Below are 13031 nucleotides of genomic sequence, written 5' to 3'. Positions count from 1 at the left end.
ATCCTCGCCACGGCTGAACGCGACCGTGCCAGTGCCGACGACGTCAGACATCAGATCGCCTCCCTCCGCGACGGTGGATCAGATGCAGTCCGAGCTGGAAATCCAGGGCCCACCAGCCCCGGAGGGAAATCCCCCGGATCTATCCGTGGGGATCGTCAACGGGGCTCGATTCGGCGGCGGAGGTCGCGGCCGCCCAGGAAAGCGACGACGAGCTGGAGCAGCAGGACGGCGCCGGCGGCCGTCAGCAGGGCGGTGAGACGCGGCCAGGTGGGCAGGGGCAGATCCGGTGGGGTGATCCCGGCCAACGGCAGCGCCCAGCCGGTGAGCCGCCAGGCACCCACCGCGACCAGCACACCGACCGCGGTCGCGATGGTGACCAGCACCGGATAGGTCCACAGGGTGGCCTGCCCGGCCGGCCGTGGTCGCAGACCCTGGGTGCGCAGCGCCGCGAGGTCCTCGGTACGCCGGCCGCGGTCCACCGCCACGGTGAGTGCCAGGGCGCCCGCGCCGAGGAGCCCGGCGAGCACCGCGGCGAGGATGTGGAACCACAGTGCGACGGCCGGTCCCTGCTGGTCGAGCCGGTCGCGCACCGTGGCGGCCGTGGATTCGGCGACGATCTGCAGGCCCGCCGCCTCGAGCCGGTCCACGGCATCGGTGGGTGCTGTCGCGCCGAGCCAGACCTGTGGCGCCTGCACCTCCCGGCTCTGCACGGCGAGCCGGTCGACGTACTCCAGGTCGGCCAGCACGGCACGGCGCCCGAGCCCGGGGACGGCGGGCAGCACGGCGACCGGCGTGACCGGGGTGTCGACGACGTTCAGCCCGGGGAGCAGGCCGGCCGGCGGCGCCTCCCCGGCGTACGCGATGGGCAGCGGATAGGGCGTGTTCACCGGCTGGATCCAGACCGCCTCGGCCACGCTCGGGGAGACCTCGACGTCGGCTTGCAGCCCGCCGGGCGCGGCGGACAACCGTGCGTCCCGGGTGGCACGCCACCGGGTGGGGTCGGTGAGCGGCGCCGGGGTGGCGGTGCCCAGGCCGCGGATGACCAGGCGGCCGGTGATGTCGGGTGTCTTGCCCTCGCCGGAGATCCGGATGCCGTTGACCCGGCACCCGTCCCGGCAGATCGGCACGTCCCGCTGGTACGTCTGTGGCCCGGGCCGCACGGTGCCCAGTTCGAGGACGGTGTCGCCGAGCCCGGTGGGTGACGCCAGGGAGAGGGCGAGCCGCAGCGGCCCTCCGGTGACGGTGACCTCGATGGTGATGTCGGAGCCGCCGTAGGCCGGGCCTTCGGGCGGTACCGGATGCAGCAGCTCGCGCAGGCGGTGCGGTGTGACGGCGCTGTCCGGCCAGGCGGCCACGGCGGCCAGCCGGCCGGTCTCGACGGCGATGCCGGGTGTCCCGGCTGAGCCGCTGTTGGGCAGGGAGGTGACGGCCATGGCGAACCGGCCGTCCGGGTCGGCTTTGTGGACCGCGGTGAGCAACCGTTGCCGGGTGGTCGGCTGGACAGTGAGGACCCGGTCGGCGCCGGTGCCGAGGTGTGCGGTGACGGCCCGGCCCCGGGCCGCCGTGTCGACGGCGGCGGTGGCGAAGCCGGCGACCGCGGCGGACGCGACCAGCAGGGCGAACAGGCGCCCGGCGCCGGGGCGGCGGGACAGTTGGACGCCGGCCAGCGCGATGCCGAGCCGGCCCCGGCGCAGGGCGCGTGCCGCGTACCGGTTGACCAGGGGAAGCAGGGCGCGGGCCGAGACCAGGGCGAGGGCGAGGATGATCAGGGCCGGCGCGAACAGGCCGAGTCCCTCCAGTGGGTCGCCGGCGAGCGCGTACTGGATGCCGGTGACGACGGCGAGCACCGCCACCGCCACCTCGGAGACGCCGGGCAGGCCCCGGTCGCGGGACGGCGCGCGGCGCAGCAGGCCGGCGACCGGGCTGGTGAGTTGCCGCCGCTGGGCCAGGATCGCGGCGGCCAGTGCCGCCAGCGCGGCGAAGGGCGCGTATCGCAGCGAGGTGAAGGCCGGGTCCGCGCCGACGCCGGGGAAGAGGAGACCGGTCACCGCGTTGACGAGCAGTTGCCCGGCGAGACATCCGGCCAGGGCGCCGGCCAGCACCGCGGCGAGGCTCTCGCCGGTGGCCAGCCACCAGCGGGTCCACCAGCGGGTGCCGCGCAGCGCGACGACGGCCAGCTCGCTCTGCCGGCCCTGTGCGCCGTAACCGACGGTCAGGTAGATGGTGAAGCAGGCGAGCAGCACCAGGGGCACGGCCATCACCGGCACCAGCAGCCGTGCCGCTTGCCTGCCCTGGTCGATGCGGTCGAGCAGCGCCGGGATCCCGCTGTCGAACTGGAGCGGCTCGTCCAGTTCGGCGATCGCCTGTTCGACCGCGATGAGTTCGGCGCGCAGCCGCTCGATCCGGTCGATGCCGATGACACCGGGCTCGGCGATCCCGTCGACCGCCATCGTCGTGGTGGTCCGCTCCATCGTGCTCAGGGTGGCGGCGTTGGTGAAGACCGGCTCGCCGGGCCCGAGGTCGACGCCGAAGAGGAAATAACCGTGCAGTCCCCAGTACGCCGCGGTGGGGTCGGCCGGCCGGTAGGTGCCGGCCACGGTGAGCGTTTTCGGTGCGCCGTCCGGGACGAACGTGATCGGCTGGGTGGCGCCGTTCTGCCGGGCCGCGCTCAGCTCGATCCGGTCGCCGGCGGTCAGGCCGAGCCGCTGGGCGGTCCGCTCGCCGATCAGCGCGTCGCCTTCGGCGGACAGGCAGCGGCCGGTGAGGATGACCAGGTGGGCGCAGGCCTCCTGGCGGAAGACCAGCCGGGTGGGGAAGGTGTCGGCCTCCTCGATGCCGACGGTGGGCACCTCGGCGGCGTGGTAGTAGTCGAAGCCCTCGACGTCGAGCAGCACCTCGCCGACCTCGGGGAACCGCAGGGCGCCGGTGCCGGCCTCGCCGGTGGCGCTGTCGTACGACCGGCGGGCCGCCATGGTCAGTTCCCGGGTGGCGGCGGTGGCGATCTGGCCGTCGGCGATCGCGCGCTCGGCGGCGATCAGGTAGGCCGGTGCCGCGACCGCTGAGGCGACGGCGAGCAGGGACAGCAGGGCGAGGGTGAGCGCCTGCCCCCGCCGGGTCCAGATCATCGCGAGGACCAGGGAGATCATCGGTCGCCCTCCGGCTCGCGCAGGCTCCGCACCAGCGGTGACTGGATCAGCCAGCCGGTCAGTCCGAGGATCGCGAGCGAGACGAGCGTCGCGACGGCGACCGCCGCGGCGCCCAGTGGATCGGGTGGCGCGAGGACCGCCCAGCCGTCGGTGAACGCGGGCACCGACCGGCCGGTGATCTCGACGGCCAGGAGCGCGGCCAGCACTCCGCCGAGCACGCCGGTCACGATCAGCACAGCGGTTCCCGCATACGACGTGGTGATCGCGACCCGCCGGGGCAGGCCCTGCTCGCGCAGCACCTTGAGCTGTTCGGTGAGGGAGCGGCGGTCGGCCGTGGCGGCGACCGCGACGGTGGCCGCCGCGATCAGCAGCGCCGCGATGCCCGCCACCAGGGCGAACCGGACCACCACGGCCGGGCCCTGGTCGCCGAGCCGGGAGGCGTGGGCGTCGGTGGTGGCGCTGCCGGCGACGACGAGCCCGGCCGCGGCCAGGTCGTCGGCGATGCCGGGGCGGGCGCCGGGCGCCAGCCACACCTGGTAGACCCCGCCCGGATCGATCTCGGCGGCCAGCCGGCGGACGGAGTCCAGGTCGACGAGCAGGCCGGTGGTGCCGAGCATGGGCAGGGCGGCCGCCTTGTCGAGGACTCGCAGCGGGACGGCATCGCCGTACAGCTTCACGGTGGGATCCTCGTCGCGCCAGTCGTCCGGCTCCGCTCCGGCGACCAGTGCGGGCAGCGGCAGCATCGGGTCGGAGGCCCACGCGTCGGCGCCGACCACGTCGGCCGTCGCGTTGCGGTCGGTGGCCAGCCGGAGCGTCCCGTCGACGGCGGTGACGTCCAGTGCGGCGCCCTTCGTGCCGGCGCGCCACCGGGTGATGTCACCGAGCACGGCGGCGTCCAGGATCCCGGTGGCCGTCCTGTCCGGGCCGAGCCCGAACACGGTGACGACGGCGCCCGCCGGCGGTGGTTCGACCCGCCCGTCCGGGTCGGGCGGGGTGGTCATCTCCCAGCGCACGATCCGGCAGCCGGGCGCGACGGCACAACCGGGCGCGCTCGCGGTCAGGGTCTGCACGCCGGAGCGCAGGGTGCCGAATCCGGCGGTCAGCACCATGCCGGTGGCCTCGTGCTGCAGGCGCAGGTCGAGTGCCACGTCGGAGGGGCCGTCGCGGCGTGCCCGGACGGTCAGCCGGTCGGCGGTGACCAGTGGTGCCTCGTGCTGTCCGGCGGCCACGGCTTCGGGCAGCGCGCTGGCCGGACCGTACTCCGGGCGCCAGTCGGTGACCGCGCTGAGCCGGCTGCTGTCGACCTCGAGGATCTCGCGGTCGCCGGACCAGGTGCGGACGGCGGCCATCGCCTCGTGGCCGCCGGGGTCGGTGGAGCGGACGGCGTGCAGCAGGACCGTCCGGTTGGGTGCCTCGACGGTGAGGACCCGCTCGGCGCCCAGCTCGGCGGCGCTGCGGGCCAGCCGGGCATCGGTCTCCGCCGCCCAGCCGCCGGCCGCCGTGGTGAACAGTGCGACGGCCACCACGACCAGCGCGAACACCCGGTCGGTGCCGGGTGAGCGGGAGGCCCGCAGAGCGGTGAGGCCGGTGCGGAGACGGCCGGTACGCAGGGCCACGACACCGCCCCGGACCGCGATCAGGCTGAGCAGCCGGGCCGACGCCAGGCCGACGGCGAGCGCGACGAGCGCGGGCGCGGCCGGGCCGAGCCCGTCCTCTGCGTCACCCGACCAGGCCTGGTAGATGGCGGCCGCGGCGACGGCGAGCAGCAGCACGTCGACGAACGCCGGCCGCCAGGCCCGGACCCGGGAGGCGCCGCCGAGCAGCTCGGTCACCGGCCGCACCAGCATCGACGCCTCGACCGCCGCGAGCACCGCGAGGCTGCCCACGAGCACCGCCGCCACGGCCGTGGCGGAATAGGTCAGCGCGGTCCCGTGGTCGGCGGTGACGTGCACCGGGCCGGCGAGCGCCCGGCCCACCAGGTAACCGACGGGCGCGCCGATGGCGGCCCCGGCGAGCAGCGGCACCAGGTGCTGTCCCCAGGCCAGCCGCAGGGCGCCGAAACGGCCCACCCCGCGCAGCTTGAGCAGGGCGGCGTCGGGCCGGCGGTCGCGCGAGGTGTACCACCCGGCGAGGCCGACGGCGAACCAGGTGAGGATCAGCATCTGCGCGCCGGCGGTCAGGACACCGCGCAGGATGGTGTCGCGGTCCCGGGTGATGGCCAGGTAGAGGGGGCGGGCCAGGGTGCTCAGCCGCAGCGCGTGGCTGCCGAGCCGGCGGTCGGCCGCGGTGAGCTCGGTGGCGAGGTCGTAGCCGCCGTCGCCGCGCAGCAGGTGGTCGGGCAGCACCACGTCGTACGCCATGGTGGGGGTCCACAGCTCGGCGTGCCGGAAGGTGTCGGTCACCGTGAACGCCGGGTCCAGCTCGGCCTCGGCCCGGAACAGGCGGTCGCTCCAGTAGGTCCCGGCCGGGTCCACCAGCGTGTAGAGGGCGACCACCCGCAGGTCGAGCGGACCGGTCGAGGTGGAGGTGACGGTGTTCAGCGAGTCGCCGACGGTGACGCCGAACCGCTGGGCCGCCTCGGCGCTGAGCGCGATCTCGCCACGCGCCTGGGGGCACCGCCCCTCCAGCCGGACGTGGTCGCAGAACCCGTCCCGGTACGCCACCGACATGCTCGTGCCGGCCACCCCGGTCCGCACGCTGAGCGGCCGGGTCATCCCGGCGAAGCCGTTGGCGACGCCGGCCGGCAGCCCCTCGCGGACGCGGTCGCTGAACCGTCGCAGCTCGCCCTCGGGGTCGCCCTGGGTGTCCACCCGGCTCGCCACCGAGACGGTGCGCTGGGTGGCCGGGGCGACCTCCAGATAGGCCGCGGCGGCGTCGGCCGCGGCGGCGAATCCATACCACGGCCCGGCGGCCGCGACGGCGGCCGCCAGGGCGGTCAGCACCAGAATCGTCAGCACCTGCGCGGCCCGAGCGCGCACGGCGCCGAACACGAGCCCGAACATTCACCCTCCCCCGGTTGCCGGGCACGTTACGCGATCGAGGGACGGGCCGGGGAGCCCTGTGGACAACGGTTGCTTAACCGATTCACAGCCAGTTGCGGCGCTTGAGGTACGTGTACAGCGCGCTGGCGGAGAGGGCGATGAGAGTGGTGCTGAGCAGGAATCCCCACCACTTCTCGTAGCCGGGGTAGGGCACGTTCTGTCCGAAGTATCCGGTGAGCGCGGTGGGGATGGCGATGATCGCGGCCCAGGCGGCGAGTTTGCGGGTGACGTCGTTGAGGGCGTTGCTCTGCTCGGCCAGGTCGTCGTCGAGCAGTTCGGTGATCCGGTTGCGGGAGTGCTCGATCAGGTCGACGGCCCGCCGCGCGTGGTCCTCGACGTCCCGGTAGTACGGTCGCAGGTGGTCCTCGCCGGCCAGCGCCCGGCTGACGTCGCGCACCACGTCCGGCATCGGGGCGACCGCCCGGCGCAGGGTGGTCAGGGTCCGCCGCAGGGCGAAGGCGCGCCGCCGGATCTCGCGGGGCGCCGGGCCTTCGCCGATCATCCGGTCCTCGACGCCGTCCATACTCTCGTCGATCCGCTGGGCCGTCGCGTACTGGCCGTCGACCACGACGTCGAGCAGCCCGTACACCAGAAAATCGACGACGTCGGCGGCGAGTCGCTCCTCGGCGTCCCACCTGGCCAGGAGAGGGGCGACGTCGCCGGGTGACTTGCGCACCGTGATCAGCGCCTGCGGCGTGATGAACGCGCTGATCTCGGTCTTGTGCACCTCGCCGTCGAACTCGACCGCGTAGAGGTTGAGGAACAGGTGGTTGCGGTAGCGGTCCAGTTTGGGCCGTTCGTGATCGGTGACGGCGTCCTCGACGGCGAGCGGGTGCAGCTCGAACTCGGCGGCGAGGGCTTTCAGGTCCTCCGGTCCCGGATCGAAGAGGTCGAACCACAGCACGGCGCCCGGCTCCGCACGGAGCCGGGCGCCCGCCGCGGCGGCGTCGACACCCTCCGCGGCCAGGCGGCCATTCACATAGAGACGGCTGCTCACGCACCCACTATGCCCAGCGCCTGATCACGGGGGAAGCGGGGCCGCTGTCACACGGTCTCGAGGACCTTCGGCTCCGGCAGAGGCGCCGGCTCGCGCCGCAACATCCAGAGACTCACCGGTACGCCCACCGCGACCAGGACCGCGGCGATCACCAGCGAGAACTGGTACCCCTCCAGGTAGCGGTCGAGTTCGCTGCCGTCGGCGGCGGTCGCCCGGTTGGTCAGGATCGCGCCGAGAACGGTCACGCCGAGCAGGCCGAAGACCTCCCGGGACACGTTGAGCATCCCGGAGGCGATGCCGGCCCGTTGCGGCGGCAGTGCGTCGACGACCACGGTGTTCAGCGGGATGAGCAGGCCGCCGCCCACCCCGTACAGGAGGAACCAGGGCAGCAGGTCGCCGTAGGTGGTGCCGGTGCCGTACTGGGCGATGCCGCCGATGGCGGCGGCCATCACGGCGAGACCGAAAGCGGTCACCCGGGCCACGCCGAAGCGGAGTTCGAGGCGGGGCGCCAGAACCGCGCCGACGGCCGTGATGATCGCCATCGGGATGAACGCGGCGCCCGCCTCGGTCGGCGAGAAACCGAGCACGTTCTGCAGGTAGATGGCCATGTAGAAGTAGATGCCGAACACACCGAACGCCCACAGGCCCATCGCCAGCAGGCCGCCGGTGAACATCCGTGAGCGGAAGAACGCGAGATCCACCATCGAGTCGGCGTTGCGTCTCTGCAGGAGCACGAAGAGCACGGCCGCCGCCGCGGCGACCCCGAAGAATCCCAGGATGAGCGGCGAGGTCCAGCCCTCCGCGTCCCCTTCGATCAGGGCGTACGTGAGTGCGAACAGCCCGGTGGAGGAAGCCAGGAGCCCGGCCGGATCGAGCCGGCGCAGCACTCCCGCCGAGCGGCCGCGGACGGCGGGGCGGGGCACGCTGAGCAGGGTCAGCGCGAGGGTCGCGACACCGATCGGCAGGTTGATCAGGAAGATCCAGCCCCAGGAGACGTGTTCGCTGAGCACGCCGCCGGTGAACGGGCCGATCGCCAGGGCGAGCGCGCCCACCCCGCCCCATACGCCGATCGCGGCGCCCCGTTCCTTCGGGTCCGGGAACAGTTCCTGGAGCAGGGCCAGCGATGCCGGGGCGAGCAGCGCCGCGCCGACGCCCTGCACGGCCCGGGCGCCGATGAGCAGTTCCTGACCGTCGGCCAGACCGGCCGCGACCGACGCCACCGTGAAGATCACCAGGCCGGACAGGAACGCGAGCCGGGTGCCGAGCACGTCCGCGACGCGGCCACCGGCCAGCAGCAGTCCGGCGAAGACCAGGATGTACGCGCTGGTGATCCATTCCAGGCCGGCGATGCTCAGGCCGAGATCGCGCTGAATGCTGGGCAGTGCCACGTTTACGACGTTGTTGTCCAGATACGTCATGAAGGTGCCGAGCGCCACCGCTACGAGCGCCCACCACCGTCGGTTGTTCTCCATCAGACCTCTCCCCCTGTACGGCGTCCATGTACAACGTACATGTACCTCGTACATGAGACCTGTACGTTGTATGGTTGTCAAGTGACGGGTGATCGACTGACCAAGGCGGCCGTGGCCGAGCGCGCCCTGCGCCTCGCCGACGAGGAGGGCCTGGAGGCGGTCACCGTCCGTAGGCTCGCCAAGGAGCTCGGCGTCACCCCGATGGCGCTCTACTGGCACTTCAAGAACAAGGACGAGCTGCTGCTCGGCATGGTCGACCATGCGCTCTCCGGAGTCCGGGCCGACCCGGAGGCCGGCGACCCCTGGCAGAAACGGCTACGCACGGTCGTCGAAACCGTGGTCGGTGTGATGCGGGCACACCCGTCGCTGTCCACCCTGCTGCACGCGGTGGACAAGACGCGGACCGAGAGCTTCAACCGGGCGACGAACGACACCCTGGCACTGCTGACCGCGGCGGGATTCACCGTCGAGGAGGGCTACTGGGTCGCGTCGTACCTGTTGAACGGCTGCATCGGCATGGTCGGCGCCCAGCCCGGATGCCCGCCCGGGTTGCCGTCCGAGCAGGAGCCGGAGTGGCGGCGGCAGAAGCGGGTGCAGCTCGAGGGCATGCCGGCCGACCGCTTCCCCATGATGATCGAGCTCGCCACGTCCTACCGCGACGAGCCCGACCTGGACCGCTACTACGCCTTCTGCGCCGACCTGCTGATCTCGGCGGTGGAGACGACGGCCGCGGCCAGGCGATCCGCACCCCGGTGAAAGGCCCCGGAGAGATCCGGGATCACGCGCGATTCATCCATCACGGTGCGTGCGCCAACGCATCGTGATCGCCTCGACGTCCATCGACGAGCATGGGAATCCGGACAGATCGAGACATCCGAGTGCATCTTTTTGCAAGGCCTTGCAGATCCCTTCCAGGAACTGAAAGAACTTGCTAGCGTCCTGCGCAGATGAACGCGGCATTACGAACTCGTCAAGCCCGCGTATCCCCCATGACACCGCCGTCCCCGAGGTGGTTGGAGGCTCTCCCATGTCCCGAATACTCCGTAGAGCGCTTGCGATGCTCTGCGCCGTACCACTCATGCTCTTGACAGATCTCCCGGCCGCGCACGCGGCAACCACGGTGACCGTCTACTACCAGGCGCCGGCGTCCTGGACGACGGTGAACATCCACTACGCCCCGGCCGGCGGCTCCTGGACCACGGTGCCGGGCGTCGCGATGAGCGCCTACACCGGCTGCCCCGGCTGGTACAAGAAGGAACTCGACCTCGGAACCGCCACCGGTATGCAGGCCGTCTTCAACAACGGCTCCGGCACCTGGGACAACAACTCCGGCGCCAACTACAGCACCGGGACCGGCGTCGTCAGCGTCTCCGGTGGCGCGGTCAGCTCGTCGGTGCCGTGCGGCACCGCCACCAACTCGGCGACGGTCTACTACAAGACCTCGTGGACCACGACCTACCTGCACTACGCGCCGAGCGGCGGATCCTGGACCACGGTCCCGGGTGTGGTGATGAACGAGGAGGCGTGCACCGGCTGGGTTCGCAAGACCGTCAGCCTCGGCAGCGCCACCGCGTGGTCGGCGACCTTCAACAACGGGTCCGGGACCTGGGACAACAACTCCAGCCGCAACTACTCGCTCGGCACCGGGACGATCACCGTCAACGGCGGCGTCGTCACCGCGAACGCGACCAGCCCGTGCACGACCGCGCCGGACGACACCACGGCCCCGTCCGCGCCGACCGCACTGTCCGCCACCGCGGCGGGCACCACGGTCACCCTCGGCTGGACCGCCGCCACCGACAACGTGGGCGTCGTCGGCTACCGCATCACCCGTGGCAACACCGTGCTGAGCAGCTCGACCACCGGATACACCGACCGGGGACTGAGCGCGAGCACCTCCTACACGTACCGGGTGCAGGCGCTCGACGCGGCCGGAAACCTCTCCACCGCCGCCTCGGCGACCGTCACCACCGGCGCGGCCGGGCCGGCCCCGGCCGGCGGCGAGATGCTCGGCGGCGACCCCCGCAAGGACAGCATCTACTTCATCCTCACCGCCCGGTTCAACGACGGTGACACCGGCAACAACCGTGGCGGCAGCCAGCACGCCAAATCCGGCAACGAGGCCAACAACGACCCGATGTTCCGGGGCGACTTCAAGGGCCTGGTCGACAAGCTCGACTACATCAAAGGACTCGGCTTCTCCGCCATCTGGATCACGCCGGTCGTGCTGAACCGTTCCGACTACGACTTCCACGGCTACCACGGCTACGACTTCTACGAGGTCGACCCGCGGCTGGAGTCGGACGGCGCGTCCTACCAGGAGCTGATCGACGCGGCCCACGCCAAGGGCCTCAAGATCTACCAGGACATCGTCCTGAACCACACCTCCCGCTGGGGCGCCAACGGCCTCTACACGCCGACCGTCTACGGCACCCGGGACAGCGAGTGGAGCTGGTACTACAACCAGAAAGTCGCGGGAAAGACCTACAACCCGCTGGACGAGCACGCCGGCAACGACCCCACGCTGACCGCGGCTCAGAACGCGCTCGCCAAGGGCCGGCCCTACAACGGCGACCTGTGGAGCGGCACCGCGCCCACCGGCAACACCTGCCCCAACTTCGGCACCGCGACCGGCGGCAAGAGCGCCGAAGGGTTCAAGCTCTACAACTGCCAGTGGCCGCAGCCGACCAACAAGCTGTTCCCCGCCAACCTCTTCCACCAGTGCTGGATCGGCAACTGGGAAGGTGAGGACGCCCGGTCCTGCTGGCTGCACGAGGACCTGGCCGACCTCAACACCGAGAACGCCGTGGTGCAGGACTACCTGATCGGGGCGTACAAGAAATACATCGACATGGGTGTGGACGGCTTCCGCATCGACACCGCCGTGCACATCCCCCGGGTCACCTGGAACCGCCGCTTCCTGCCGGCCTTCCAGCAGATCCTCACCGACAAGTACGGCGCCGCCAAAGCCGAGGACTTCTACATCTTCGGCGAGGTCGCGGCGTTCGTGAACGACAAGTGGAACCGCGGCTCGGTCAACCACTCCGCCCAATTCTTCACCTGGAAAGAGCGGAAGGAATACTCGGCCGACGACGTCACGGCGGCGATCGAGCAGTTCGACTACGAGAACACCATGGGTACGGGCAACCAGCCGACCAGCACCAACGCGTTCCTGTCGGGCAACAACTACCACACGCCCGACCACAGCCGGTTCTCCGGCATGAACATCATCGACATGCGGATGCACATGAACTTCGGTGACGCGTCGAACGCCTACAACAACGGCAAGGACTCGGACGACTCGGTGAACGACGCGACCTACAACGTCGTCTACGTCGACTCGCACGACTACGGGCCGAACAAGTCGTCGGTCCGGTACGCCGAAGGCACCGACGCGTGGGCCGAGAACATGACGCTGATGTGGACGTTCCGCGGCATCCCGACGCTCTACTACGGCTCGGAGATCGAATTCCAGGCCGGTCAGAAGATCGACTGCGGACCGACCTGCCCGCTGGCCACCACCGGACGCGCCTACTACGGCAGCCACCTGGCCGGCAGTGTCACCGCCGGCGACTACGGTGTCGTCAGCTCGGCCAGCGGCCAGGTCGCCACCACGCTGAACAAGCCGCTGGTCAAGCACCTGCAGCGGCTCAACCAGATCCGCCGGGCGGTCCCCGCCCTGCAGATGGGCCAGTACTCGACCGAGGGCGTCAGCGGCAACATGGCCTACAAGCGCCGCTACACCGCCAACGGGGTGGACAGCTTCGCGCTGATCGCCGTCTCCAACGGGGCGACCTTCAGCGGGATCCCGAACGGCACCTACGTCGACGCGGTCACCGGTGACACCAAGACCGTCACCAACGGCTCGCTGACCATCGCTCTCAACGCGAAGGGCAACCTCCGCGTCTACGTCCTCAACACCAGCGCCACCCCGGCGCCCGGCAAGATCGGCGCCGCCACCACCTACCTCAAGTAGCCGGAACCGATCGCCGCGCCGGCCGGGATGATCCCGGCCGGCGCGGCCTCGTCTCCACCCCAGTCGAACCCCGACCGAGCCGGCGCGGCCTCAGCTCCACCGGCAGCCAGCCGGACCACGACCGGCGAGCCTCATCCTCGCCGGCAGCCAGCCGCCCCGACCAGCGCCGAACCTCATCCCCGCCAACAGGCAGCCAGCCGGACCACTACCGGCGAGCCCCATCCCCGCCGGCAGCCAGCCGCCCCGACCAGCGCCAAACCTCATCCCCGCCAACAGGCAGCCACCCGGACCACTACCGGCGAACCCCATCCCCGCCGGCAGCCAGCCGCCCCGACCAGCGCCAAACCTCATCCCCGCCAACAGGCAGCCACCCGGACCACTACCGGCGAACCCCATCCC

Annotated in this window: 6 protein-coding genes; 2 read left to right on the top strand and 4 right to left on the bottom strand. The window is 71.7% G+C overall.

Translation table 11 applies throughout. The annotated features are described in order from the left end of the window. Positions 1 to 155: 155 nt before the first annotated feature. The 4 genes from AB0I88_RS33700 to AB0I88_RS33685 all read right to left on the bottom strand — a co-directional run bounded on the left by AB0I88_RS33700 (position 156) and on the right by AB0I88_RS33685 (position 8656). Positions 156 to 3146 (bottom strand): FtsX-like permease family protein, encoded by a 2991-nt coding sequence (locus tag AB0I88_RS33700; protein ID WP_361034095.1) that lies wholly within the window; start codon positions 3144 to 3146, stop codon positions 156 to 158. Then, positions 3143 to 6148, bottom strand: a complete 3006-nt coding sequence (locus AB0I88_RS33695) for an ABC transporter permease (RefSeq protein WP_361034092.1) — start codon at positions 6146 to 6148, stop codon at positions 3143 to 3145. The genes AB0I88_RS33700 and AB0I88_RS33695 overlap by 4 nt, the downstream gene beginning before the upstream one ends. Positions 6149 to 6230: 82 nt before the next feature. After that, a complete protein-coding gene (locus AB0I88_RS33690; RefSeq protein ID WP_361034089.1) occupies positions 6231 to 7184 on the bottom strand; it encodes a magnesium transporter CorA family protein in 954 nt (317 codons plus the stop codon). 47 nt (positions 7185 to 7231) lie between these two features. Next, positions 7232 to 8656: a DHA2 family efflux MFS transporter permease subunit gene (locus AB0I88_RS33685; protein WP_361034086.1), complete on the bottom strand. Its 1425-nt coding sequence runs from the start codon at positions 8654 to 8656 to the stop codon at positions 7232 to 7234. A gap of 81 nt (positions 8657 to 8737) precedes the next feature. On the opposite strand from AB0I88_RS33685, the gene AB0I88_RS33680 reads away from it, so the two are divergent. Beyond that, positions 8738 to 9412 (top strand): TetR family transcriptional regulator, encoded by a 675-nt coding sequence (locus tag AB0I88_RS33680; protein ID WP_361034083.1) that lies wholly within the window; start codon positions 8738 to 8740, stop codon positions 9410 to 9412. 322 nt (positions 9413 to 9734) lie between these two features. Further along, complete coding sequence (locus AB0I88_RS33675; RefSeq protein WP_361034080.1) at positions 9735 to 12632, top strand: carbohydrate binding domain-containing protein; 2898 nt, start codon at positions 9735 to 9737, stop codon at positions 12630 to 12632. Positions 12633 to 13031: the final 399 nt, after the last annotated feature.

The sequence above is a fragment of the Actinoplanes sp. NPDC049802 genome (genome assembly GCF_040656595.1).
GTDB lineage: Bacteria > Actinomycetota > Actinomycetes > Mycobacteriales > Micromonosporaceae > Actinoplanes.
The sequence above is the reverse complement of the archived record's forward strand: the minus strand, read 5'-3'. Positions and strand labels throughout refer to the sequence as shown.